The sequence below is a fragment of the Bradyrhizobium sp. AZCC 2262 genome, assembly GCF_036924535.1.
GTDB lineage: Bacteria > Pseudomonadota > Alphaproteobacteria > Rhizobiales > Xanthobacteraceae > Bradyrhizobium.
This window is the reverse complement of the sequence record NZ_JAZHRT010000001.1, coordinates 3,994,160-4,019,263: the sequence shown is the minus strand read 5'-3', so window position 1 is coordinate 4,019,263 and position 25,104 is coordinate 3,994,160. Positions and strand designations below refer to the sequence as shown.

Annotated in this window: 25 protein-coding genes, 1 tRNA gene and 1 pseudogene; 22 read left to right on the top strand and 5 right to left on the bottom strand. The window is 62.8% G+C overall.

Annotated elements, in window-relative coordinates:
* Positions 1-82: 82 nt before the first annotated feature.
* Together pepT and V1283_RS19165 are read right to left on the bottom strand one after the other, a co-directional pair.
* On the bottom strand, positions 83-1,339 hold the full coding sequence (pepT, locus tag V1283_RS19170) for a peptidase T (RefSeq protein ID WP_334388005.1): 1,257 nt from the start codon (positions 1,337-1,339) through the stop codon (positions 83-85).
* Between the two features lie 103 nt (positions 1,340-1,442).
* Positions 1,443-1,742 carry an HU family DNA-binding protein gene (locus tag V1283_RS19165; RefSeq protein ID WP_334388004.1) on the bottom strand — a complete coding sequence of 100 codons (300 nt, stop codon included), beginning with the start codon at positions 1,740-1,742 and terminating at the stop codon, positions 1,443-1,445.
* Positions 1,743-2,064: 322 nt separating this feature from the next.
* Between V1283_RS19165 and V1283_RS19160 the strand changes: the two genes are divergently transcribed.
* Positions 2,065-2,141 (top strand) — tRNA-Asp (locus tag V1283_RS19160).
* Between the two features lie 96 nt (positions 2,142-2,237).
* Here the strand turns inward: V1283_RS19160 and V1283_RS19155 are convergent.
* The 3 genes from V1283_RS19155 to V1283_RS19145 form a co-directional block, all read right to left on the bottom strand.
* A complete protein-coding gene (locus tag V1283_RS19155; RefSeq protein WP_334388003.1) occupies positions 2,238-2,432 on the bottom strand; it encodes a hypothetical protein in 195 nt (64 codons plus the stop codon).
* Positions 2,433-2,664: 232 nt separating this feature from the next.
* Complete coding sequence (locus V1283_RS19150; protein ID WP_334388002.1) at positions 2,665-3,957, bottom strand: spinster family MFS transporter; 1,293 nt, start codon at positions 3,955-3,957, stop codon at positions 2,665-2,667.
* Between the two features lie 35 nt (positions 3,958-3,992).
* Complete coding sequence (locus V1283_RS19145; protein ID WP_334388001.1) at positions 3,993-5,183, bottom strand: aromatic ring-hydroxylating dioxygenase subunit alpha; 1,191 nt, start codon at positions 5,181-5,183, stop codon at positions 3,993-3,995.
* A gap of 167 nt (positions 5,184-5,350) precedes the next feature.
* Here V1283_RS19145 and V1283_RS19140 point away from each other — a divergent pair, with 167 nt between their 5' ends.
* From V1283_RS19140 to V1283_RS19040, 21 genes and pseudogenes are all read left to right on the top strand, one after another.
* A complete protein-coding gene (locus tag V1283_RS19140; RefSeq protein ID WP_334388000.1) occupies positions 5,351-5,866 on the top strand; it encodes a MarR family winged helix-turn-helix transcriptional regulator in 516 nt (171 codons plus the stop codon).
* A gap of 201 nt (positions 5,867-6,067) precedes the next feature.
* Entirely contained in the window at positions 6,068-6,433 is a 366-nt protein-coding gene (locus tag V1283_RS19135; protein WP_057856661.1) for an NADH-quinone oxidoreductase subunit A, read from the top strand.
* Positions 6,424-7,014: a NuoB/complex I 20 kDa subunit family protein gene (locus V1283_RS19130; protein ID WP_334387999.1), complete on the top strand. Its 591-nt coding sequence runs from the start codon at positions 6,424-6,426 to the stop codon at positions 7,012-7,014. Before V1283_RS19135 ends, V1283_RS19130 begins: the two co-directional genes overlap by 10 nt.
* An 11-nt stretch (positions 7,015-7,025) precedes the next feature.
* Positions 7,026-7,634: an NADH-quinone oxidoreductase subunit C gene (locus tag V1283_RS19125; protein ID WP_334387998.1), complete on the top strand. Its 609-nt coding sequence runs from the start codon at positions 7,026-7,028 to the stop codon at positions 7,632-7,634.
* A gap of 30 nt (positions 7,635-7,664) precedes the next feature.
* Positions 7,665-8,045 (top strand): annotated as a pseudogene (locus V1283_RS19120) (four helix bundle protein).
* Between the two features lie 55 nt (positions 8,046-8,100).
* On the top strand, positions 8,101-9,291 hold the full coding sequence (locus tag V1283_RS19115) for an NADH-quinone oxidoreductase subunit D (protein ID WP_334387997.1): 1,191 nt from the start codon (positions 8,101-8,103) through the stop codon (positions 9,289-9,291).
* Positions 9,288-10,250 carry an FkbM family methyltransferase gene (locus tag V1283_RS19110; protein WP_334387996.1) on the top strand — a complete coding sequence of 321 codons (963 nt, stop codon included), beginning with the start codon at positions 9,288-9,290 and terminating at the stop codon, positions 10,248-10,250. Before V1283_RS19115 ends, V1283_RS19110 begins: the two co-directional genes overlap by 4 nt.
* A gap of 11 nt (positions 10,251-10,261) precedes the next feature.
* Positions 10,262-10,873: an NADH-quinone oxidoreductase subunit NuoE gene (nuoE, locus tag V1283_RS19105; RefSeq protein ID WP_334387995.1), complete on the top strand. Its 612-nt coding sequence runs from the start codon at positions 10,262-10,264 to the stop codon at positions 10,871-10,873.
* Positions 10,870-11,085, top strand: a complete 216-nt coding sequence (locus V1283_RS19100; RefSeq protein WP_334387994.1) for a hypothetical protein — start codon at positions 10,870-10,872, stop codon at positions 11,083-11,085. The genes nuoE and V1283_RS19100 overlap by 4 nt, the downstream gene beginning before the upstream one ends.
* A gap of 21 nt (positions 11,086-11,106) precedes the next feature.
* A complete protein-coding gene (gene nuoF / locus V1283_RS19095; protein WP_334387993.1) occupies positions 11,107-12,432 on the top strand; it encodes an NADH-quinone oxidoreductase subunit NuoF in 1,326 nt (441 codons plus the stop codon).
* 5 nt (positions 12,433-12,437) lie between these two features.
* Entirely contained in the window at positions 12,438-12,926 is a 489-nt protein-coding gene (locus tag V1283_RS19090) for a hypothetical protein (RefSeq protein ID WP_334387992.1), read from the top strand.
* Positions 12,927-12,933: 7 nt separating this feature from the next.
* Positions 12,934-15,009, top strand: a complete 2,076-nt coding sequence (nuoG, locus tag V1283_RS19085) for an NADH-quinone oxidoreductase subunit NuoG (protein ID WP_334387991.1) — start codon at positions 12,934-12,936, stop codon at positions 15,007-15,009.
* Between the two features lie 10 nt (positions 15,010-15,019).
* Entirely contained in the window at positions 15,020-16,090 is a 1,071-nt protein-coding gene (nuoH, locus tag V1283_RS19080) for an NADH-quinone oxidoreductase subunit NuoH (protein WP_334387990.1), read from the top strand.
* 7 nt (positions 16,091-16,097) lie between these two features.
* Positions 16,098-16,592, top strand: a complete 495-nt coding sequence (nuoI, locus tag V1283_RS19075; protein WP_442895759.1) for an NADH-quinone oxidoreductase subunit NuoI — start codon at positions 16,098-16,100, stop codon at positions 16,590-16,592.
* Positions 16,593-16,601: 9 nt separating this feature from the next.
* A complete protein-coding gene (locus V1283_RS19070) occupies positions 16,602-17,240 on the top strand; it encodes an NADH-quinone oxidoreductase subunit J (protein ID WP_334387989.1) in 639 nt (212 codons plus the stop codon).
* Positions 17,237-17,545 carry an NADH-quinone oxidoreductase subunit NuoK gene (gene nuoK / locus V1283_RS19065; RefSeq protein ID WP_325375201.1) on the top strand — a complete coding sequence of 103 codons (309 nt, stop codon included), beginning with the start codon at positions 17,237-17,239 and terminating at the stop codon, positions 17,543-17,545. Before V1283_RS19070 ends, nuoK begins: the two co-directional genes overlap by 4 nt.
* Before the next feature lie 8 nt (positions 17,546-17,553).
* Positions 17,554-19,617 carry an NADH-quinone oxidoreductase subunit L gene (nuoL, locus tag V1283_RS19060; protein ID WP_334387988.1) on the top strand — a complete coding sequence of 688 codons (2,064 nt, stop codon included), beginning with the start codon at positions 17,554-17,556 and terminating at the stop codon, positions 19,615-19,617.
* Positions 19,617-21,128, top strand: a complete 1,512-nt coding sequence (locus V1283_RS19055; RefSeq protein ID WP_334387987.1) for an NADH-quinone oxidoreductase subunit M — start codon at positions 19,617-19,619, stop codon at positions 21,126-21,128. Before nuoL ends, V1283_RS19055 begins: the two co-directional genes overlap by 1 nt.
* Positions 21,129-21,138: 10 nt before the next feature.
* On the top strand, positions 21,139-22,581 hold the full coding sequence (gene nuoN, locus V1283_RS19050; RefSeq protein ID WP_334387986.1) for an NADH-quinone oxidoreductase subunit NuoN: 1,443 nt from the start codon (positions 21,139-21,141) through the stop codon (positions 22,579-22,581).
* The gene (locus V1283_RS19045) at positions 22,578-23,390 is read left to right on the top strand and encodes a biotin--[acetyl-CoA-carboxylase] ligase (protein WP_334387985.1); all 813 of its coding nucleotides are present in this window, start codon (positions 22,578-22,580) and stop codon (positions 23,388-23,390) included. The genes nuoN and V1283_RS19045 overlap by 4 nt, the downstream gene beginning before the upstream one ends.
* On the top strand, positions 23,390-25,060 hold the full coding sequence (locus V1283_RS19040; RefSeq protein WP_334387984.1) for a ribonuclease J: 1,671 nt from the start codon (positions 23,390-23,392) through the stop codon (positions 25,058-25,060). The genes V1283_RS19045 and V1283_RS19040 overlap by 1 nt, the downstream gene beginning before the upstream one ends.
* The last annotated feature ends 44 nt before the right edge of the window (positions 25,061-25,104 follow it).

Sequence of the window (25,104 nt, the reverse complement as noted above, 5' to 3'; positions counted from 1 at the left end):
CAACCACGTCGCTATCACTCCCTTGCGCAAACGCCTCGCGTTTGTCGCAGGCGATGACGGCGATGGCGCATCGCCGAAGTTGCTACGCCCGTTCTTCCCAGATCATCACCAGATGCACGATCGTCTCCGCCGCCTTTTCCATATCCTGGCGGCTGACCCATTCCAGCCGCGAATGGAACGCGTGCTCGCCGGCGAAGATGTTGGGGCAGGGCAGGCCCATGAACGACAGGCGCGAGCCGTCGGTGCCGCCGCGGATCGAGCTTCGCACCGGCGTCAGCCCCGCGCGTTTGATCGCCTCGATGGCGTAGTCGACGGTCTCGGGGTGGCGGTCGATCACCTGCTTCATGTTGCGGTATTGGTGCTTGACCTCCATCCGGTATGTCGAGTGCGGAAAGTCCTTCATCACCTCGTTGACGATGCCTTCGAGCAGCGTCTCTTTTTCCTTCAGCCCCTCGTCGGTAAAATCGCGCACGATGAAGCCGATAGTGGCTTTCTCCAGCGCCCCCGAAATGCCGACCGGATGCAGAAAGCCTTCCTTGCCTTCAGTCGTCTCCGGCGAGCAGGTGTTCCTGGGAAGGCGGTCGATGATGGCCGCCGCGATCTTCATCGCATGCTCCATCTTGCCCTTGGCAAAGCCGGGATGGGTCGAGACGCCCTCGATGGTGATGGTGGCGCCGTCGGCTGAAAAGGTTTCGTCCTCGATATTCCCGGCGGATTCGCCGTCCATCGTATAGGCGAAGTCGGCGCCGAGTTTTTTCAGGTCGACCTTGTCGACGCCGCGGCCGATTTCCTCGTCGGGCGTGAACAGGATCTTGATGGTGCCGTGCCTGATGTGCGGATTTTGAATCAGGAACCGCGCCGCATCCATGATTTCGGCAAGGCCGGCCTTGTTGTCGGCCCCCAGCAGCGTGGTTCCGTCGGTCGTGATGATGTCGTGGCCGATCTGGCCGGCAAGCGCGGGATGGTCGGCGGCGCGGATCACCTGGGTGGGATCGGCCGGCAGCACGATGTCGCCGCCCTGGTAGTTCCTGGCGATCTGCGGCTTGACGTTGGCGCCGGTGCAGTCCGGAGACGTGTCCATGTGCGAGCAGAAGCAGATCACCGGCACCTTTTTATCGGTATTGGCCGGGATCGTCGCGTAGACATAGCCGTGCTCGTCGAGATGGGCGTCTGTGAGCCCGATTGCCTGCAACTCCGAAGCCAGCAGGCGGCCCAGATTCTTCTGCTTCTCGGTGGAAGGGCAGGTCGGCGATGCCGGATCGGACTGGGTATCGATCACGACATAGCGCAGGAAGCGCTCGGTGACATCGTGGGTGAAGGCTATCGGCGAGGCCAGCATGACGATCCGGAAAAGATGAGCAAGGGAAGTGCTCTATAACAGAAAAGCGCCATTCCGGTGTCCCGCCGGAATGGCGCTTTTGGTCGGATCAGGGCGCGTTGGATCAGACAGCTTCCTTGAGTTCCTTGGCCGCGCGGAAGGCGACCTTCTTGCTGGCCTTGATCGGGAGCGGTTCGCCGGTGGAGGGGTTGCGGCCCATACGGGCGGCGCGCTTGCGGACCTGGAGGATGCCGAGCCCGACGATTCGGACGCGCTCGCCCTTCTTCAGGTGTTTTGCAATCTTGCCGACCATGTCGGTCAGGATCGCCTCGGCGGCTTTCTTCGACAGGTCATGTTCCTCGGCCAGGGCTGCGGCCAGATGTTTAAGTGTGATGGTGGCTGGAGCCGCTGCTTTCTTCGCCATATCTGGCCCTCCTCGTTGGTTGAATGGCTTAGCGGCGTTTGTGAAATCGGTCCGCGCCGGAAAAACGCCTTGGATCGTGACTTGAAACCCTAAGGTCCGGTGTAAACAGCGCAAGGGAAGGTTTCAAGAAACCCAGACGTATCAGGCCTTAAACGATTCTGGGGGTCGCTGCCTACGCTGTTTTGCCTGAAAACAGGGCGTTATTTGCATCGGAATCGCAGAAACCTCTGTCCGACAGCGAGATTCGCAACGTCCTTGACTAAGCGGGAGCGGCCCTTTATGCCCTCGGTTCTGCGCGGATCAGAACATGATTACGGCGTCCGCGGGAGTAGCTCAGTTGGTTAGAGCGCCGCCCTGTCACGGCGGAGGCCGCGGGTTCGAGTCCCGTCTCTCGCGCCATTATTTCAATGGCTTGACGTTAATCTTCGAGAACTGCCGCAAACAAAAAGGCCGCCCTTGAGGCGGCCGTTTTTATTCCGATGCCGGCGATATCGTTTAACGGACGGTCGAGGTGCTCGAGCTGGTCACGACCACCGCCTTGCCGGCCTTTACGACCTGGGCGGTCTGGCTGTAATCCGCTCCGGTCCGGGCGGAGATCCCGAAAGCTGCAACCGCAATACCGGCCACGAGTGCGACAACCACGATCTTCAAATGGGTACTGCGATCCGCTGAATGAATTGAGTGGTTCATGTGATGCCTCCCGGACACCTTTGGCGTCCTCTGTTGGCGAAAGAAGTACGCCCCGTCTGTTTCAGGATGGTTTCGCGGTTTGGTCAAAATGGTTTCATTCGGCCGGTTTTTCGCCTGTTTTAGGCGCGGTTTCCGTGATGAAGCGCACACAGCCCGCGGGATACTCCCGGCTGCGTTCCGGTAGAAATATCAATGAAGACAAAGGGAAAAGGCCAGGTGCGAACCGGCGGGCTCAACTCGCCCGCTGGATATCGCCCCGGATCGATCGTGCCGCCCAGATGAACAGCAAGGCCCCGAGCGTGGTCGTCACCGCAGCTGACAGCAGCGAGTACCGCACGGCCTGGGCGCCAAAATCGTTCTTCAGCGCATCGTTGAGCATGCCGACCGCGAGCGGGCCTATGCCCTGGCCGAATCCGGCGGCCGTCAGCAGCATGATCGCGGATGCCAGCGCCCGCATGCTCGGCTTTGCGACGGTTTGCGCGATCGCAAAGATCGGGCCGAGATGAAAGCCGACCAGAAACGAGGTGGCGGCCAGCGCCGCGACCATCGTGGTGAAGTCGGATGTCAGCATGCACAGCGCAAACACAGGTCCCGCGAGGCCTGACGTCACCGCGGGCGCCCACAACTTCCAGCGATCGTCACGGCGGCCGATCTGGGCGACCACGAACCCACCGAGCAGCGTGCCGGCGATACCGCACAGCCCCTTGAAGGTGCCGGCATAGGTGCCGATTTCCGCGCTGGAGAGATGATGCACCCGCGCCAGGAACGGTGGAATCCAGGCCGAGGTCGCGTAATTGGTGAAGCTCGTCAGGCAAAAGCCCGCGAGCAGGATGACGAAGGTCCGCTGCGAGGCGAGGAAGCCGAGCGTGGGCCCGATCGGCTCCGGCGTGAACGTCTCCGCCATAGCGCCGCGCTTCGGCTCGGAGATTGTCAGCCACAGCACCGCGGCGAGCGCGAGGCCGGGGAGCCCTGCGGTATAGAACGCCATTCGCCAGCCGTAGTACTGGTTGATATAGCCGCCGATGAAATAGCCGAGGAATACGCCAAGATAAGTGCCGATGGCGTAGACGCCGAGCGCACGCGGGCGTTCATTCTTGCTGAAGAGATCGGCAATGATCGACTGCGAGGCGGGCGTGCCGCCGGATTCGCCGATGCCGACGCCAATACGCGCCAGCGCCAGCGTCGCCACGCTTTGCGCCATGCCGCAGAACACCGTCATCGCGCTCCAGAACGCCAGCGCAACCGCCACGATGTTGCGGCGGTTGAAGCGGTCGGCGAGGCGCGCGATCGGGATGCCGAGCACCGAATAGAACAGCACGAAGCCAAAACCCGCGAGCAGGCCCATCGTGGTGTCGCTGAGCGCGAACTCCTTTTTGATCGGCTCGATCAGGACGTTGAAAATAGTGCGGTCGAGGAAGTTCAGCGCATAGATGACGGTCAACAGCGCCAGCACGTAATATCGCCGGATCGAGGGCCTTGCGGCGGTTTCCGGCTGTAAGGTCGCCTGCGGCGCGACATCGACCATGCTTCCCCCTGGATTTTTTTGCCGAACGCGCCGTCTCACGCCTCGCGAATGAAATTCCCTGCCTCGAATTCAACCGGCGGCGCGTTTTCCCCGAACGAGACGCCGATCGGATCGCGGCCCGCGGCCACAGCTTCGAGCTGATCGCCCAGCATCCGCCGGATCATCAGGATGCCGCGGTCGCTCTGGCCGAAATGCTCTTCCGAATGCAGCGTCACCGGGCCCTGGCCGACCTGCGCCTCGTAATCGCCGGGGAATTGCTGGTGCTCCTGTTCGGTCATGTCCCACCAGAATTTTCCGTTGAATTTGGAACGCATCCGCCCGATATCGCCCGAATTCTTCACCCGCCCCGCGACATAGATGCGGAACGACGTATCATCGATCGGCAGCGTCCAGCCGATCGACTCGACGCGGGCGAACTGCGCGACGCGCGGATTGGGTACCACGCGCAGCGTGGGGAGGGCGGCTTCCGTCACCCGGTAAAACACCTTGCCGTCGTCCTGATGCCGGATCGAGCGCACGGTGACGCCGCGCGGCGAGGTCTCGAACTTCACCTCCGGCATCGAGGCCATCATGTTGGTGAATTGCGGCCCCGAGAACGATCCGTGCAGCACCGGGACGTGGTAAGGGTCGACCACGTTTTCGAAATGCTGCAGCCAGTTACAGGGAATGACATCAGGTCCGCCGCCACCGATGGAAGAATCATCGGCCTCGACGAACTCGCCGTCGTCCATTGTTTCCAGGCATTCGTAGCGCGGCAGGGCCGGCTTCTTCTCGGCCGGTCCGAGGTAGGCGAAGATCAGGCCGTAGCGCTCCTGCAGGGGATACCAGGGCTGCCGTACCTTGTCCTTGAACAAGCCGCCCTCGGGCTCGCAGGGCTGTTCGAGGCAATGGCCCTCGGTGTCGAACTTCCAGCCGTGATAGCAGCATCGGATGCCGTCCTCCTCGACCTTGCCGTAATAGAGCGTGGTGCCGCGATGGCAGCAGCGGGCGTGCAACAGGCCGGCGCGGGCGTGCCTGTCGCGAAACAGCACCAGATCCTCGCCGAGCACGCGTAGTTTCCTGGGGATATCGGTGGCGTCGCCGACGAGGCCGACCGGGTGCCAGTAGCGCCGCAGCAGTTCGCCCATCGGTGTGCCGCGGCCGACCGAGGTCAGTTCGGTCCGCTTGGTGGACGGCTTCATGGCGTAGCCGGTCCCGAGATCACGATCCCGCTGCGTGATGGTCATGCCGTTTCCTCCCGCCGCGGCTTTTGGCGCCGCGGTCGTATGAAGTTGAGTGAAATGCAAATCGATGACAATGTCAACGATCTACATTTCGTATCGCCTGATTGTCCCGTGCGATCATCATCGCCGGCGAGCTTGGCACCGGCCTACTTTGTTGGCAGAGGTTTCCCATGAACCAGAAACCGGGAAAGCAGGCCGCGCCGCTGCTCGCGGCGGCGAACGATGCGGAGCTGGCGCCGATCACCGCGATGATGTCGTCGCGGCTGATGGTGCTGGCCAATCTGCTCAAGCGCGGCGCGATCCTGCGCTACAAGCGGCTGGCGGGGCTGTCCTCGGTCGAGTTCGGCCTGGTGGCCTCGCTGGGGCGGCGACGGCCGATGAGCGTCATCAGGCTCGCGGAAGCGGTCGGTATGGACAAGGGGCAGATCAGCCGCGCACTGGCGGAACTGGTCACGCGGAAGCTGGTCGCCAAGGAGGTCAATCCGCGCGACAACCGCGAGACGCTGGTTTGCCTGACCAAGGCTGGGCTGACAGCGCATGACACCATTGTGGCAGGCGCGCAGGAACGTAACCGGCGGCTCCTGGAACAGCTCAGCAAGGACGAGCTGGCCGTATTGCTCGAACAGGTCGATCGCCTCACGGACACCGCCGCCCAGATGCTCGCGGACGAGAAGAATCTGGGCTGAAATTGCGGCCCCTTCGGCTGCCCTGCGGTCGCCGAGCGAGGCAGGAACGCAACACTTTTTCGGGTTCTGCCGACGCGCCAAGGCTTGGGAGAGACGTCAAGATGGCTTGTCTTGCGCCCTCTGTTGCGCTGCGCTAAGCCAAGAATAATTCCAATCAACGAATCTGCGGCCCTTCGAAAACCGCAGGAAAAGGCTCCGCCGATGACCGGCATCCTGCAGAATTACCTTCCACTTGTCGTGTTTATCGGCGTGGCAAGCCTGATCGGTCTGGCGCTTCTGATCGCCCCGTTCCTGGTCGCGTTCCAGCAGCCGGACCCGGAAAAGCTCTCCGCCTATGAATGCGGATTCAACGCTTTTGACGACGCCCGCATGAAGTTCGACGTCCGCTTCTACCTGGTCGCGATCCTCTTCATCATTTTCGACCTCGAAGTGGCGTTCCTGTTTCCGTGGGCGGTCGCGTTCGGCAAGCTCGGCGCCACCGGCTTCTGGTCCATGATGGTGTTCCTCGCCGTCCTCACGGTCGGCTTTGCTTATGAGTGGAAGAAAGGCGCGCTCGAATGGGATTGAGCCCGACAGCTCTAGGCTCTTCGCCTGATATCGCGCAGGCGCCGAAGGGCATCCTCGACCCCTCGACCGGCAAGCCGGTCGGGGCCAGTGACCCGTTTTTCCTCGAGGTCAATCACGAGCTTTCCGACAAGGGCTTCTTCGTTGCGGCCGCCGACGATCTGATCACCTGGGCGCGCACGGGGTCCCTGATGTGGATGACGTTCGGTCTCGCCTGCTGCGCGGTCGAGATGATGCAGGTGTCGATGCCGCGCTACGACGTCGAGCGTTTCGGCTTCGCCCCGCGCGCCTCGCCGCGGCAGTCCGACGTCATGATCGTGGCGGGTACGCTGACCAACAAAATGGCGCCGGCGCTGCGCAAGGTCTACGACCAGATGCCGGAGCCGCGTTACGTGATCTCGATGGGATCGTGCGCCAATGGCGGCGGCTACTATCACTATTCCTACTCGGTCGTGCGCGGCTGCGATCGCATCGTGCCGATCGACATCTACGTGCCCGGATGCCCGCCGACGGCGGAAGCGCTGCTCTACGGCGTGCTGCTGCTGCAGAAGAAGATCCGCCGCATCGGGACCATCGAACGCTAAGGTTTTAGGCAATGGACGACGGCAAACTCGACGCCCTTGGGCAGACGATTGTTAGCGCGCTTGGCGGCGCGGCCTCTGCCCATGCGGTCGCGTTCAACCAGCTCACCGTCACGGTCGAGGCCGGCAAGATCGTCGAGGTGATGAAGTATCTGCGCGACGATCCCGCGCTGCGCTTCGTCAACATCACCGACGTGACCGCGGTGGACTATCCCAGCCGTGAGAAGCGTTTTGATGTGGTCTATCACCTGCTGTCGCCGACGCTGAACCAGCGTATTCGCGTTCGCGCCGAGGCCGACGAGACCACGCAGGTGCCCTCGACCATCGACGTGTTTCCCGGCGCCGACTGGTTCGAGCGCGAGACCTACGATCTCTACGGCGTGATCTTCACCGGCCATCCCGACATGCGCCGGCTCCTGACCGACTATGGCTTCGACGGCCATCCGCTGCGCAAGGATTTCCCGCTCACCGGCTTCGTCGAGGTTCGCTACGACGACCAGGAGAAGCGGGTGCTCTATGAGCCGGTCCGCCTCAACCAGGAATTCCGCAAATTCGATTTCCTCTCGCCATGGGAAGGCGCGGACTATCCGCTGCCGGGCGATGAGAAGCGAAGTGGCGAATAGCGAATGGCGAGTGGCGAATAGGAATGAATATTGAGCGACCAATCGATCAACTCGTACCGGGACCTGAGGGTGTGGCAGGATGCCATGACCTTGGCGGAATCCTGCTATCGGTTGACGCGCCAATTTCCTCGCGACGAACTGTTCGGGTTGACATCGCAAATCAGACGGTCAGCGGGGTCGGTGCCAGCCAACATCGCGGAAGGACACGGCCGCGACAACACCGGCAACTTCGTTCAACATTTGCGGATCGCGTAAGGTTCGCTGAAGGAGTTGGAAACGCATCTGATTTTGGCGGAGCGGGTTGGCATTCTACCGTCGCAGGATTTGCAGGCGGTTCTCATGCTCTGCGAGAGCTTGGGCAAGATGGTTCGCGCCTTGATACGATCGCTGCAGGACAAGTCTCCAAAATGACGTTCGCTATTCGCCATTCGCCATTCGCCATTCGCTCGCAAGCGGAGCTTGCGTCATGAACGAGCAAAATCTACGTAACTTTACGATCAATTTCGGTCCGCAGCATCCGGCCGCGCACGGCGTGTTGCGCCTGGTGCTGGAGCTCGACGGCGAAGTCGTCGAGCGCGTCGATCCGCATATCGGTCTGCTTCACCGCGGCACTGAGAAGCTGATCGAGCAGAAGACGTATCTGCAGGCGATCCCGTATTTCGACCGGCTCGATTACGTCGCGCCGATGAATCAGGAGCATGCGTTCTGTCTGGCGGCGGAAAAGCTGCTCGGCATCACGGTGCCGCGCCGCGGCCAGTTGATCCGGGTGCTCTATTGCGAGATCGGCCGCATCCTGTCGCATCTGCTCAACGTCACCACCCAGGCGATGGACGTCGGCGCCTTGACCCCGCCGCTGTGGGGTTTTGAAGAGCGCGAAAAGCTAATGGTGTTTTATGAGCGCGCCTCCGGCTCGCGCATGCACGCGGCCTATTTCCGCGTCGGCGGCGTGCATCAGGACCTGCCGCCGAAACTGATCGACGATATCGAGACCTGGTGCGATCCGTTCCTGCAGGTCGTCGCTGACCTTGAAACGCTTCTGACCGGCAACCGCATCTTCAAGCAGCGCAACGTCGATATCGGCGTGGTGACGCTGCAGCAGGCCTGGGAGTGGGGCTTTTCCGGCGTGATGGTGCGCGGCTCCGGCGCCGCCTGGGACCTGCGCAAGGCGCAGCCCTATGAGTGCTACGCCGAGATGGATTTCGACATTCCGATCGGCAAGAACGGCGACTGCTACGACCGCTACTGCATCCGCATGGAAGAGATGCGCCAGTCCGTGCGCATCATGAAGCAGTGCATCGCCAAGCTTCGCGCGCCCGACGGGCAGGGACCTGTCGTCGTCGAGGACAACAAGATCGCACCGCCCCGCCGCGGCGACATGAAGCGCTCGATGGAAGCGTTGATCCATCACTTCAAGCTCTACACCGAGGGCGTGCACGTGCCGGCCGGCGAGGTCTACGCCGCGGTCGAGGCGCCGAAGGGCGAGTTCGGCGTCTATCTGGTCTCCGACGGCACCAACAAGCCCTACAAGTGCAAGATCCGCGCGCCGGGCTTTGCCCATCTGCAGGCGATGGATTTCATCTGTAAAGGCCATCTGCTCGCCGACGTCTCCGCCATTCTCGGCTCGCTCGACATCGTGTTCGGGGAGGTCGATCGGTGACGGCGCAGGCGCCTATCCAGTTTGATCGCGCCTCGGGAGCTCTTGAAGGGGCCAACCTGTGGGAGCGGGCGGCTGCGCTGGCGCTGTCAACGGGATCGAAGATCTCCTCGCATTTCTCGCATATGGGCTACATCGCTTGCGCCAATCTGCTGCGCAAGACGCTGCCGGAGCGCAACATCGCGGTCAGGCTCAACGACGACGCGGTGTTCGAATTTCCCTATGGCGATGGTTACTGGAGCAAACTACTCAACCGCTCCTATCATTATGAGGACGAACTGGAGCTGTTGTTTCAGGACTCCGCCGACGTCGATTACATGCTGCTCGATTGCGGCGCCAATTACGGCTACTGGTCGGTCCTGGTCTCGAGCAAGCCGTTCGGCGCGCACAGCGCCATCGCGATCGAGCCGTCGGGACAGAATTATCCAAAGCTCGTCAACAACGCCAATATCAACGGCAACCGTTTCGAGACGATGAAGTGTGCGATCGGGGCCGGCCGGGGCACGGCAAGACTGTCCGGCACCAAGCACGAGGCGTTCTCGATTGCCGGCGGCCAGGATAACGGCGAGGAAGTGCCGGTGATTGCGCTCGACAACCTGCTCGACGATGGCAAGGTCAGCCCGACCGGCAAATACCTGATCAAGCTCGACGTCGAGGGCGTCGAGATCGAAGCGATGAAGGGCGGCGCGCGCCTGTTGCAGGGCGACAGCGTGATTCTGTGTGAGGAGCATGGCGGCGATCGCGCCCACACTGTGTCGCGCTACATCCTCGAACAGACGCCGTTGAAACTGATCGTCTTTGATCCCCATTCTAACCGCCTTGAAACCGTGACCGACCTTTCGATTCTGGACCGGATCAAGGTTTCAACCCATGTCGGCTACAACGTGTTCGGCACCGCAAGCGCATTCTGGCTCGCCCGGATCGATGCGCTCAATGCGAAAGCCGGACGCCGCACGCAATGAGAGACTGAACGATGTCCGTCCGCCGCCTCGCACCGAAGGAATTGCAGCCCGCGAGCTTCACGTTCTCGGAAGAGAACCTCGCCTGGGCCAAGGCGCAGATCGAAAAGTATCCGCCGGGTCGCCAGGCGTCCGCTGTCATCGCGATCATGTGGCGCGTGCAGGAACAGCATGAGGGATGGGTGTCGGAAGCCGCGATCCGCGCTGTCGCCGATCTCCTCGAAATGCCTTACATCCGTGTGCTGGAAGTGGCGACCTTCTACACGATGTTCCAGCTTCAGCCGGTCGGCAAGAAAGCCCATGTGCAGGTCTGCGGCACCACGCCGTGCCGCCTGCGCGGCGCCGAGGACATCATCAAGGTGTGCCAGAGCCGCATCCATCACGATCCCTTCCACCTGTCGAAGGACGGCAATTTCAGCTGGGAAGAGGTCGAGTGCCTCGGCGCCTGCGTGAACGCACCGATGGTGCTGATCTGGAAAGACACCTACGAGGACCTGACCAAGGAAAACTTTGGCAAGGTGCTCGACGGTTTCGCGTCAGGCAATCCGCCGAAGCCGGGACCGCAGATCGACCGTCAGTTCTCGGCGCCGGTCGGCGGCCCGACGACGCTGAAGGAAACCACATGACGCGTGACGGCACATGGCCCGTGCAGGGGCCGGAGAGAGGCAGCGCGATGAAGAACTGGCGCTATATCGGCATGCACGCCGTGGCGGCGGCGGCTTTCATTTTTCTGCTGCAGCGCTACGCGCTGAGTGCGACCCTCGAATCCAGCCTGCTGTGGGCGCTGACCTTCGGCGGATGCGCCGCGGGCCTCGCTTACGCGCAATCCAATCGTTGATCCGCTAGGAAGCTTCAAGTCATGCTCGACGACAAGGATCGCATCTTCAAGAACCTCTACGGCCTCCACGATTGGGGGCTTGAGGGCGCGCGCCGCCGTGGCGCCTGGGACGGCACCAAGGCGATCATCGACAAGGGTCGCGACTGGATCATCGCCGAGATGAAGGCCTCCGGCCTGCGCGGGCGCGGCGGGGCGGGCTTTCCGACCGGGTTGAAATGGTCGTTCATGCCCAAGGAATCCACCGACGGCCGGCCGAGCTATCTCGTGGTCAATGCCGACGAGTCCGAGCCCGGCACCTGCAAGGACCGCGAGATCATGCGGCATGATCCGCATCTCCTGGTCGAAGGCTGCCTGCTCGCAAGCTTCGCGATGGGCGCGCATGCCTGCTACATCTATGTGCGCGGCGAGTTCATCCGGGAGCGCGAGCATCTGCAGGCCGCGATCGATCAGGCCTATGACGCAAAACTGGTCGGCAAGGACAACCTCAACGGCTGGCCGTTCGACATCTATGTCGCCCACGGCGCCGGGGCATATATCTGCGGCGAGGAAACCGCGCTGCTGGAAAGCCTCGAAGGCAAAAAGGGCCAGCCGCGGCTAAAGCCGCCATTCCCGGCCAATGTCGGCCTCTATGGCTGCCCCACCACGGTCAACAACGTCGAATCCATCGCGGTCGCGCCAGACATCCTGCGACGCGGGGCGGCGTGGTTTGCCGCGATCGGCCGGCCCAACAATGTCGGCACCAAATTGTTTTGCGTTTCCGGCCATGTCGAGCGACCCTGCAACGTCGAAGAGGCGATGGGGATTCCGTTCCGCGAACTGATCGAGCGGCATTGCGGCGGCATTCGCGGCGGCTGGGATAATCTGAAGGCCGTGATCCCCGGCGGCTCGTCGGTGCGGATGGTGCCGGCCGAGCAGATCATCGATACGCCGATGGATTTCGACAGCCTCGGCAAGCTGCGCTCCGGCCTCGGCACCGCAGCCGTGATCGTGATGGACAAGTCGACCGACCTGATCCGGGCGATCGCCCGCATCTCCTATTTCTACAAGCATGAGAGCTGCGGCCAGTGCACGCCCTGCCGCGAAGGCACGGGCTGGATGTGGCGCGTGCTGACGCGCATGGCCGACGGCCGCGCCCACAAGCGCGAAATCGACATGCTGCTGGAAGTGACGAAGCAGGTCGAAGGCCATACCATCTGCGCGCTCGGCGACGCCGCGGCCTGGCCGATCCAGGGCCTGATCGCGCATTTCCGTCACGAGATCGAGGCGCGCATCGACCAGTATTCGCACAAGGCTGATATCGACGACGTCGGCGTGCTTGATCCCGCGCACATGGTCGCGGCGGAGTGATGTCCATGTCGCAACCGAGCTCATGGTGGCAGAGATACGGGACGCTGGCGCAGATGGCGCAGGCGGCCGTGGCGCTGCTCGGCTTTGTTGCGATCCTGATCCAGATCAACGAAATCCGCACCAACAACCGCGGCGCCAGCGCGCGTCAGGCGTTTTTGGGCTACACCGACCTGGCGTTCAAGAATCCGAAATTCTCGCAGCCGGACTACGAGAAGATCAAGGCAAGCGGCCGCGACGAGCAGGTCCAGTACGAGAGCTTTGTCACGTACTTCCTCTACGCCTGCGAGGAGACGATCGCCGCCTTCGCTGACAAGCGCGAGTGGCTGGCTTCCTGCGACTACGATCTGAAGCCGCATCTGCCGTTCCTGTGCGAGAAGAACGCGGCGCAGCCGGCCTATCTCGCCACCTATGGCGCCGAGACCCAGAAATGGATCACAGCGTCACTGAAGACCGCCAGCATTACACCGCCAGACTGCAAGCTGGGAAAGACCTGAGACCCAAATGACCAAACTCATCATCGACGGCAAAGAGATCGATGTCCCCGCGGAGTACACGCTGCTGCAGGCCTGCGAGGCCGCCGGCGCCGAAATTCCGCGCTTCTGTTACCATGAGCGGCTGTCGATCGCCGGCAATTGCCGGATGTGCCTCGTCGAAGTGAAGGGCGGCCCGAAGCCGGTCGCAAGCTGCGCCTGGGGCGTGCGCGACTGCCGTCCCGGTCCAAAGGGCGAGCCGCCGGAAATTTCCACGCGTTCGCCGATGGTCAAGAAGGCGCGCGAAGGCGTGATGGAATTTCTGCTGATCAACCACCCGCTGGATTGCCCGATCTGCGACCAGGGCGGCGAGTGCGATCTGCAGGACCAGGCGATGGGTTACGGCGTCGACACCTCGCGCTTTGCCGAGAACAAGCGCGCGGTCGAGGACAAGTATCTTGGCGCGCTGGTCAAGACCTCGATGAACCGCTGCATCCAGTGCACGCGTTGCGTCCGCTTCTCCGCCGAAGTCGCCGGCGCCCCCGAGATGGGCGCGACCGGCCGCGGCGAAGACATGGAGATCACGACCTATCTGGAGCAGGCGCTGACCTCGGAGCTGCAGGGCAATCTCGTCGATATCTGCCCGGTGGGCGCGCTGACCTCCAAGCCGTATGCGTTCGCCGCGCGTCCCTGGGAGCTCGGCAAGACGCAGTCGGTCGACGTCATGGATGGCATAGGCTCCGCGATCCGCGTCGATACCCGCGGCCGCGAGGTGATGCGGATCCTGCCGCGCATCAACGAGGCCGTGAACGAGGAATGGATTTCGGACAAGACCCGCCACGTCGTCGACGGCCTGCGCACGCAGCGGCTCGACCGGCCCTATATCCGCGAGAACGGCAAGCTCCGCACGGCGTCATGGCAGGAAGCCTTTGCAGCGATATCGGCCAAGGTGAGGATGAGCGACGGCAAGCGGATCGGGGTCATCGCCGGCGATCTCGCTGCGGTCGAGGAGATGTTCGCGTTCAAGGATCTCCTGGGCCAATACGGTTGCAGCAATCTGGCGGTGCAGGGCGGCGACGCCTTTGACGCCAAGGCGGGACGGGCGACCTGGATCTTCAATCCGACCATTGCCGGGATCGAGCAGGCCGATGCGCTGCTGATCATCGGCGCCAACCCGCGCAAGGAAGCTGCCGTCCTCAACGCACGCATCCGCAAGCGCTGGCGCACGGGCCAGCTCAAGGTCGGCGTGATCGGGGCCAAGGCCGATCTCACTTACGATTACGACTATCTCGGCGCGGGTACCGATACGCTCAGTGAACTCGCCAGCGGCAAGCATTCCTTTGCCGATGTGCTGAAGGGCGCCAAGCACCCGATCGTGCTGGTCGGCGCCGGCTCGCTTTCGCGGCATGACGGCGCGGCGGTGCTGGCGCTGGCGGCCAAGGTCGCCGCAGGCGTCGGTGCGCTCAAGGACGGCTGGAACGGCTTTGCCGTGCTGCAGGATACCGCTTCGCGCGCGGGCGCGCTCGATATCGGCTTTGCCGCGGGCAAAGGCGGCCTCAGCCTGGCGCAGATGACAACCTTCGGCACGCTCGACGTGCTGTTCCTGCTCGGCGCGGATGAAGTGAAGGTGCCGGACGGCACGTTCGTGGTCTATATCGGCACCCATGGCGACCGCGGCGCGCATCGTGCCGACGTCATCCTGCCGGGCGCGGCCTACACCGAAAAATCCGGCCTTTACGTCAACACCGAAGGCAGGGCGCAGATCGCCAGCCGCGCGGCGTTCCCGCCCGGCGAGGCGCGCGAGGACTGGGCGATCGTCCGCGCGTTGTCGGATGTTTTGGGCAAGAAGCTGCCCTATGATTCCCTGCAGGCATTGCGCCAGGCGCTGTTCAAGGCCGTGCCTCATCTGATGCGGATCGACCAGATCGAGCCCGGCAAGGCCGATGACATCAAGGCGCTGGCGGGGAAGGGCGGCAAGATCGACAAGACCCCGTACAAGAGTTCGGTCGAGGATTTCTATCTGACCAACCCGATCGCGCGGGCTTCCGCTGTCATGGCGGAATGTTCCCGGCTGGCGTCCGGGAAGATGCTGACGGCAGCGGAGTGAGCGTGACCTGATGGCTGATTTCTTCGCAAGCTCGTTCTGGACCGGCTTTCTCTGGCCGCTGATCATCATGGTGGCGCAGAGCGTCCTGCTGCTCGTCGTGCTCCTGATCGCGATCGCCTACATCCTGCTCGCCGACCGCAAGATCTGGGCGGCGGTGCAGATCCGCCGCGGCCCCAACGTTGTCGGCCCCTGGGGTCTCTTACAATCCTTCGCGGATCTGCTCAAATTCGTGCTGAAGGAACCGGTCATTCCCTCCGGCTCCAACAAGGGCGTGTTCCTGCTGGCGCCGCTGGTCTCGTGTGTGCTGGCGCTGGCGGCCTGGGCCGTGATCCCGATGGATCTCGGCTGGGTGATCTCCGACATCAATGTCGGCGTGCTCTATATCTTCGCGATCTCGTCGCTGTCGATCTACGGCATCATCATGGCCGGTTGGTCGTCGAATTCGAAATACCCATTCCTGGCAGCGCTTCGCTCCGCCGCGCAGATGGTGTCCTACGAAGTTTCGATCGGCTTCGTCATCATCACCGTCTTGCTGTGCGCCGGCTCGCTCAATCTCTCGGCCGTGGTGGAAGCGCAGAATACCCGCGGGTTCGCCAGCCTGATCGGTTTGCCGCAGCTCACCATCCTGAACTGGTATGTGTGGCCGCTGTTCCCGATGTTCGTGGTGTTCTACGTCTCGGCGCTGGCCGAGACCAACCGTCCGCCGTTCGACCTGGTGGAAGCCGAATCCGAGCTGGTCGCGGGCTTCATGACCGAATACGGCTCGACGCCGTATCTGCTGTTCATGCTCGGCGAATATGTCGCGATCACCACCATGTGCGCGCTGGCGACGATCATGTTCCTTGGCGGCTGGCTGCCGCCGGTGGCGCTGCCGCCCTTCACCTGGATACCCGGGGTGATCTGGTTCGCGCTGAAGGTGTTTTTCATGTTCTTCATGTTCGCGATGGCGAAGGCGATCGTGCCGCGCTACCGCTACGATCAACTGATGCGGCTCGGCTGGAAGGTGTTCCTGCCGATGTCGCTGGCGGCGGTGGTGATCGTCGCCGCTGTGCTGCAGTTCACCGGCATTGCGCCGAAGTGAGGCCGTCATGAGTATCAACGTCAACGCAACCGCCCGCGCGCTTCTCTTGACCGAATTCGTATCGGCGTTCTTTCTCGCCATGCGCTATTTCTTCAAGCCGAAGCCGACGCTGAACTATCCCTTCGAGAAGGGGGCGATCTCGCCGCGCTTTCGTGGCGAGCATGCGCTGCGCCGCTATCCGAACGGCGAGGAGCGCTGCATCGCCTGCAAGCTGTGCGAGGCGATCTGCCCGGCGCAGGCAATCACGATCGAGGCCGGCCCGCGCCGCAACGACGGCACCCGCCGCACCGAGCGTTACGACATCGACATGGTGAAATGCATCTATTGCGGCCTGTGCCAGGAAGCCTGCCCGGTCGATGCCATCGTCGAGGGACCGAATTTCGAATTCGCGACCGAGACCCGCGAGGAACTGTATTATGACAAGGCGAAACTGCTCGCCAATGGCGACCGCTGGGAGCGCGAGCTTGCGAAAGCAATCGAACTCGACGCGCCGTATCGGTGAGGTGACGGCATGATCCTTCCCGCGCTGTTCTTCTATCTGTTCGCCGGCGTCTGCGTGGCGTCGGCGCTCATGGTGATTGTGTCGCGCAATCCCGTGCACTCGGTGCTGTTCCTGATCCTGGCCTTCGTCAACGCCTCCGGCCTGTTCGTGCTGATGGGCGCCGAATTCTTGGCGATGATCCTGGTGGTCGTCTATGTCGGCGCGGTCGCCGTGCTGTTCCTGTTCGTGATCATGATGCTCGACGTCGACTTCGTCGAGCTGCGCGAAGGCTTCATCGCGTACCTGCCGATCGGTATCGTTATCGGCGGCATCTTCATGGTCGAGCTGTTGCTGGTTGTCTTCTCTTGGGTCATCAATCCCGGCATCGCCAAGCAGATCACGGCGGCGATCCCGACCAATGTCAGCAACACCGAGGCGCTCGGGCTGGTGCTCTATACCAAGTACATCCACTACTTCCAGATCGCCGGCATGGTGCTTCTGGTGGCGATGATCGGCGCCATCGTGCTGACGCTGCGCCACAAGGCGAAGGTCAAGCGGCAGGATATCAACGTGCAGAATGCGCGCACGCCGGAGCTTGCGATGGCCGTGCGCAAGGTGACGTCGGGGCAGGGTCTGCAGGACGCGGATGCGGCGGAGTGGGTGAAATGACCATCGGTCTGGGGCACTATCTCGCGGTCGGCGCCATCCTGTTCACGCTCGGGATCCTCGGCATTTTCCTGAATCGCAAGAACATCATCATCATCCTGATGTCGATCGAGCTGATCCTGCTCGCCGTCAACATCAACCTGGTGGCGTTCTCGACCTTCCTCGGCGACATCGTCGGACAGGTGTTCGCGCTGCTGGTGCTGACGGTCGCCGCCGCTGAAGCGGCGATCGGTCTGGCGGTGCTGGTGGTCTATTTCCGCAACCGCGGTTCTATCGCGGTTGAAGACGTCAATCTGATGAAGGGCTAAGGGCAGCTATGGTTCAGGCAATTGTCTTTCTGCCGCTGCTGGGCGCCATTCTGGCCGGCCTGATCGCGATTTTCGGCGCCCATGCGCGCAACCCGAGCGGCGATGTGGTCGAACATCATCACGATGACGGCCATGGCGATCACGCCCACGCTGCCGACGCCCATGACGATCACGGCCACGACGACCACCACGTCTCGGAGCCGCCGGCGCAAGGGTCGCGCGCGGCTGAGCTGATCACGACAGGACTTCTGTTCGTTTCTGCGGCGCTCTCATGGGTGGTGCTGGTCGATATCGGCTTCCTGCACCATGATGTCGCAAGGATCGCGCTGTTTCCCTGGATCAATTCCGGCGACTTGCAGGTGTCGTGGGCGCTGCGCGTCGACACGCTGACCGCGGTGATGCTGGTGGTGGTCAACACCATCTCTTCCCTCGTGCACCTCTATTCCATCGGTTACATGGACGAGGATCCGTATCGGCCGCGGTTCTTTGGTTATTTGTCGCTGTTCACCTTCGCAATGCTGATGCTGGTGACCTCGGACAACCTGGTCCAGCTGTTCTTCGGCTGGGAGGGTGTCGGTCTCATGAGCTACCTGCTGGTCGGCTTCTGGTACCAGAAGCCCTCGGCGAACGCGGCGGCGATCAAGGCGTTCGTCGTCAACCGCGTCGGCGATTTCGGCTTTCTGCTCGGTATCTTTGCGATCTTCATGCTGACCAAGTCGATCGACTTCGAAACGATTTTTGCCGGTGCGCCCGGGCTGTCAGGCAAGACCATCAACTTCTTCGGCTGGCATGCCGATGCGCTGACGCTGACCTGCCTGTTGCTGTTCATGGGCGCGATGGGCAAATCGGCCCAGTTCCTGCTGCACACCTGGTTGCCGGACGCGATGGAAGGCCCGACGCCGGTCTCCGCGCTGATCCACGCCGCGACCATGGTGACGGCCGGCGTGTTCATGGTGGCGCGGCTGTCGCCGCTGTTCGAGCTCGCGCCAACCGCGCAGGCCGTCGTGATGTTCTTCGGCGCCACCACGGCGTTCTTTGCCGCCACCATCGGCCTCGTCCAGAACGACATCAAGCGCATCGTCGCCTACTCGACCTGTTCGCAGCTCGGCTACATGTTCGTGGCGATGGGGGCGGGGGCCTATTCGGTCGGCATGTTCCATCTGTTCACGCACGCCTTCTTCAAGGCGCTGCTGTTCTTGGGGTCAGGCTCGGTGATCTACGCGATGCACCACGAGCAGGACATCCGCAACATGGGCGGGCTCTGGCGCAAGATTCCCTATACGTTTGCGGTCATGTGCATCGGGACCTTGGCCCTGACCGGTTTTCCGATGTTTGCGGGCTACTTCTCCAAAGACGCGATCATCGAATCCGCCTATGCATCCCACAATCCGTTGGCGCCCTATGGTTTCGTAATGACGGTCGCCGCGGCCCTGCTGACCTCGTTCTATTCCTGGCGCCTGATCTTCAAGACTTTCTTCGGGGAACCGCACGATCAGGAGCACTACGAGGCTGCGCATGAAGCGCCGCTATGGATGCTGATCCCGATTGGAGTTTTGGCTGCCGGATCGATCTTGGCCGGCTACCCATTCAAGGAGCTATTCGCCGGCCACGGCGTGGACGAATTCTTTCGCGAGTCGGTCAAGATGCATCCGCATATCATCGAGGAAATGCACCACATCCCGGCATGGGTGGCGTGGGCGCCTTTCGTCATGATGGTCGTCGGAGCAGTGATCTCCTACGTCTTCTATATTCAGCGGCCCTATGTGCCGGTCCAGCTCGCCCGCGAGCACCCGATGCTGTACCAGTTCCTGCTCAACAAATGGTACTTTGACGAGCTCTATGACTTCATCTTCGTCCGTCCGGCAAAACGGCTCGGCTACTTCCTGTGGAAGAAGGGCGACGGCGTCGTCATCGACGGTTTTGGCCCGGACGGCGTCTCGGCGCGCGTGCTCGACGTCACCCGCAATGTGGTGAAGATCCAGACCGGCTACCTCTACCACTATGCCTTTGCGATGCTGATCGGGGTCGCGGGGCTGATCACATGGTTCATGTTCGGCTTGGGGGCCCAGTGATGACAACCTGGCCGATTCTATCCGTCGTCACCTTCCTGCCGGTCATCGGCGCGCTGGCGATCTATCTCACCCGCGGTGACGACGAGGCTGCGCGGCGCAATGCGCGCTGGATCGCGCTCTGGACCACGCTGGTCACGTTTGCGGTGTCGCTGATCCTGGTCTGGCGCTTCGACGCCGCCAATCCGGATTTCCAGTTCATCGAAAAGGCGAACTGGCTCGCCAGCGGCATCACCTATCATATGGGTGTCGACGGCATTTCGCTGCCGTTTGTGATCCTGACTACCGCCTTGATGCCGTTCTGCATCATCGCGAGCTGGAAATCGGTCACGATGCGGGTGCGCGAATACATGATGGCGTTCCTGCTCCTGGAAACGCTGATGGTCGGCACGTTCTCGGCGCTCGATCTCATGCTGTTCTACCTGTTCTTCGAGGGCGGCCTGATTCCGATGTTCCTGATCATCGGCGTCTGGGGCGGCCCGCGCCGGGTCTATGCGTCGTTCAAGTTCTTCCTCTACACGCTGCTCGGCTCGGTCTTGATGCTGCTCGCCATCATGGCGCTGTACTGGAATGCCGGCACCACCGACATTCCGACCCTGATGCACACCGCGGTACCGAGGTCTCTGCAGACCTGGGCGTGGCTGGCGTTCTTTGCTTCGTTTGCGGTGAAGATGCCGATGTGGCCGGTGCACACCTGGCTTCCCGATGCCCATGTCGAGGCGCCGACCGCAGGCTCGGTGATCCTGGCCGCGATCCTGTTGAAGATGGGCGGCTACGGCTTCCTGCGCTTCTCGCTGCCGATGTTCCCGCTGGCGTCGCAGGATTTCGCGCCGCTGATCTTCTCGCTGTCGGTGATCGCCATCGTCTACACCTCGCTGGTGGCGCTGATGCAGGAAGACGTCAAGAAGCTGATCGCCTACTCATCAGTCGCCCACATGGGCTTTGTCACCATGGGCATCTTCGCCGGCACCACGCAGGGCGTGGCCGGCGGCGTGTTCCAGATGGTGTCGCACGGCATCGTCTCCGGCGCGCTGTTCCTTTGCGTCGGCATCGTCTACGACCGCATGCATACCCGAGAGATCGTGGCCTATGGCGGCCTCGTCAACCGGATGCCGCTCTACGCGCTGGTGTTCATGGTCTTCACCATGGCCAATGTCGGGCTGCCCGGCACCTCAGGCTTCGTCGGCGAGTTCATGACGCTGCTCGGTACATTCAAGGTCTCGATCCCGACCGCAACGTTTGCCACCCTGGGCGTGATCCTGTCGGCAGCCTATGCGCTGTGGCTCTATCGCAAGGTGGTGTTCGGCGCGCTGACAAAGCCGTCGCTGGCCAGCATCAAGGACCTGACGTTGCGCGAGAGCCTGACGCTGTTCCCGCTGGTCGCGCTGACGATCCTGTTCGGCGTCTATCCGAAGCCGGTGCTCGACATGTCGGCGGCCTCGGTTCAGCAGCTCGTCAACAATTACAATACCGCCGTGACTGCCGTTAAGGCAGCCGCGCTGGTCGCCCAGTAAGGCCTCCGCCATGAACTTTTCGAGTGCAGGTTATCAGTTGCTGCCGGTGCTGCCGGAACTGGTGCTGGCCGTTGGCGCGATGGCGCTGCTGATGCTCGGCGCCTATCGCGGTGAGGGGATGACCAGGCTCGTCACCACGCTTGCGGTGGTGCTGCTGGTCGTCACCGGCGCGCTGGAGCTGATGCTGCCGGCGGGCAAGCTCATGACCTTCGGCGGCAGTTTCATCGTCGACGACTTCGCCCGCTTCCTGAAGACCCTTGCCATCATTGGTTCGGCGGCGACGCTGATCCTGTCGACCGAGTTCCTGTCCGACCCGTCGCGGCGGATTTTCGAATATTCGATCCTGGTGCTGCTCTCCACGCTCGGTATGATGGTGCTGATCTCGGCCGCCGACCTCATCATGCTCTATCTCGGTCTCGAGCTGATGAGCCTCGCGCTCTACGTGGTCGCCGCCAGCAACCGCGACAACGCCAAGTCCACCGAGGCCGGCCTGAAGTACTTTGTGCTCGGCGCGCTGTCCTCGGGCATGCTGCTCTACGGCGCCTCGCTGATCTACGGCTTCACCGGCACGGTCGAATTTGCCGGCATCGCGGCGGCGGTGAAAACCGGCAGCGTCGGCATCGTGTTCGGCCTCGTGTTCCTGCTGGCCGGGCTCTGCTTCAAGGTTTCGGCGGTGCCATTCCACATGTGGACGCCCGACGTCTACGAGGGCGCGCCGACACCGGTCACGGCCTTCTTTGCCTCGGCGCCGAAGGTCGCCGCGATGGCGGTGTTCACCCGCGTGACGTTGACGGCTTTTCCCGGCATCGTCCCGCAATGGCAGCAGATTCTCGTCTTCGTCGCGATCGCCTCGATGGCGCTGGGATCGTTCGCCGCCATCGGGCAGAAGAACATCAAGCGCCTGATGGCCTATTCGTCGATCGGCCATATGGGCTTTGCGCTGGTCGGGCTGGCATCGGGCACGGTGGAGGGCGCGCAGGGCGTGCTGGTCTACATTGCGATCTATATCGCGATGACGCTGGGCTCGTTCGCCGTGATCCTTTCCATGAAGCGCAATGGCCAGCCGATGGAGCAGATCAGCGATTTCGCAGGCCTGTCGCGCACCAATCCGCTGCTGGCGTTCTTCTTCGCCATGCTGCTGTTCTCGCTGGCGGGCATTCCGCCGCTCGCGGGCTTTTTCGCCAAATGGTACGTCTTCGTGGCTGCGATCAAGGCCGACTTGTTCACGCTCGCCGTCATCGGCGTGCTTTCCAGCGTCGTGGGCGCGTTCTACTATCTCACCATCATTAAGGTGATGTATTTTGACGAGCCTGTCGGCCAGATCGAACCGATGCGCATCGAACTGCGGACAGTGCTGGCGGTGGCCGGTATCTTCAACATCTTCTTCTTCGTCTATCCGGGGCCGCTGGTCAGCGTCGCCACGGCGGCGGCGAAGTCGCTGTTCCCAGGATGACCTTCACGCTCGGTCCCACAGCCAGATCGGCGGGCTACGGTCTCGCCGCCTTCGACCAGATCGGTTCGACCAACGCCGAAGCCATGTCCCGCGCCCGCGATGGCGAGCGCGGCCCGATGTGGTTCGTGACGACGGAGCAGATCGCCGGCCGGGGCCGCCGGCAGCGCGCCTGGGTCGCGCCGCGCGGCAACCTCGCCAGCAGCGTGCTTGAAGTGATGGATGTTTCGCCCGCGGTTGCGGCGACCATGGGCTTTGCCTTCGGTTTGGCGCATGAAACGGCGCTGCGACGTGTCAGCGTAGAGGCCAATCTGCGGCTGGCCGGATCGGATCAATTGAAATATCTCCTGAAGTGGCCGAACGACATTATGGTTCGCGGGCAGAAGCTTTGCGGGTTGCTGGTGGAGGCTGAGGTCGTGGCGGGCGGTGAGCTGGCCGTCGTGGCGGGAATCGGCACCAACATCATCGCCGCGCCAGAGGGCACACCGACGCCGGCGACGTCGCTGGCCGCGCTCGGCGTTCAAATCGGCGCGGAGGAGCTGTTCGCGGCGCTATCTGACGCTTGGGTCGAATTCCGCGGCATCTGGGACAATGGCCGCGGCTTTGCCGAAATCCGAAGGCAGTGGCTGGAGCGTGCGTTCGGCCTCGGCGAGCGGATCGCGATCCAGACCGGAACCGCGACTGTGGAAGGTACGTTCGATACCATCGACGAGAGCGGCTGCCTGATCGTTCGCACAGCCGATGGCAAGCGCGCGGCCGTCACGGCGGGCGAGGTCTATTTCGGCACCGCGGCGTCAGTGGGAGCGGCCTGATGGCGCGGCCGGATGAACTGACCTTTGCGCCGCTCGGCGGCGTCGGCGAGATCGGCATGAACCTGTCGATCTACGGGCTCGGCAACCGCAACCAGCGCTCCTGGCTCGCGGTCGATCTCGGCGTTTCCTTTGGCGACGAGGAGCATCTGCCGGGCGTCGACCTGATCATGCCCGACATCCGCTTCCTGGAGAAGGAGCGCAAGAACCTGATGGGCCTGGTCCTGACGCATGCCCATGAGGATCATTTCGGTGCCATCATAGATCTCTGGCCGAAGCTGCAATGCCCGGTCTATGCCACCAAATTCAGCGCGGCGCTGTTCGAGGCGAAATGCGCCGCCGAGCGCAACCCGCCGAAGATCCCCGTGACTGTGGTGCCGTCGGGCGGCCGGGTCAATCTCGGGCCGTTCACCGTCGAATTCATCCCGGTCGCGCACTCGATTCCGGAATCGCATGCGCTGGCGATCCATACCTCCGTCGGCACCGTGCTCCACACCGGCGACTGGAAGATCGACCCGACGCCGATCATCGGTCTTCCCACGGACGAGCGGCGCCTGCGCGAACTCGGCGATGCCGGCGTGCTGGCGCTGGTCGGGGATTCCACCAATGCGGTGCGGGACGGACGCTCGCCCTCGGAAACCGAGGTTGCCGCCACCATCGCCAAGCTGGTGAAGGCTGCCAAGGGCCGGGTCGCCGTCACGACCTTTGCCTCCAACGTCGCGCGGGTGAAAGCCGTGGCGGATGCCGCCAAGGCCGCCGATCGCGAAGTGGTGGTGGTCGGCCGCGCCATGGAACGCGTGGTGCAGGTCGCCCGCGAGACCGGCTATCTCGACGGCGTGCAGAATTTCCGCGGCGCCGATTATTATGGCCATTTCCCGCCAGACAAGGTGCTGGCGCTGTGCACCGGCAGTCAGGGCGAGCCGCGGGCGGCGCTGGCTCGGATCGCCAATAACGACCATCCGCAGGTGACGCTGAACAAGGGCGACAGCGTGATCTTTTCCTCGCGCACCATCCCCGGCAACGAGAAGGCGGTCGGCGCCATCATCAACGGCCTGGTGGTTCAGGGCATCGAGGTCATCACCGACCGCACCGATCTCGTCCACGTCTCCGGCCATCCGCGCCGCGACGAACTGCGCGACATGATCTCATGGGTGCGCCCGCAGATCCTGATCCCCGTCCATGGCGAGGCGCTGCATCTTTCCGAGCACGCCAAGCTGGCGCGCACCGCCGGCGTGCCGAAGGTTTTGACCTGCCGCAATGGCGATCTGGTCAAGCTCGGGCCCGGCGACCCCGGCATCATCGACGAATTGCCGTCGGGGCGGCTCTACAAGGACGGCAATATACTGGAGGATTCCAAGTCCCGCGCCGTGGTCGAGCGGCGCCGGATGGGATTTGCCGGCTGCGCCTTCGTGGCGATCGCCATGACCGACAAGGGCGAACTGGCCGACGATCCCGAGGTCGATCTCGTCGGCATCCCCGAGAAGAATGCGGCCGGCGAGGTGATCGACGAGATCGTGTTCGACACGGTGGTCTCGACGGTGGAAGGGCTGCCGCGGGCGCGGCGGCGCGATGCGGACGCGACTGCGGAATCGGTGCGCCGCGCGGTGCGGGCCGCCATCAACGAGCAGTGGGGCAAGAAGCCGATTTGCCTCGTTCATGTGCTGACGGTTTGAGGTAAAAAGCGTTTTCGAACTGACGCAGGAAGCAGGGAGTGGAG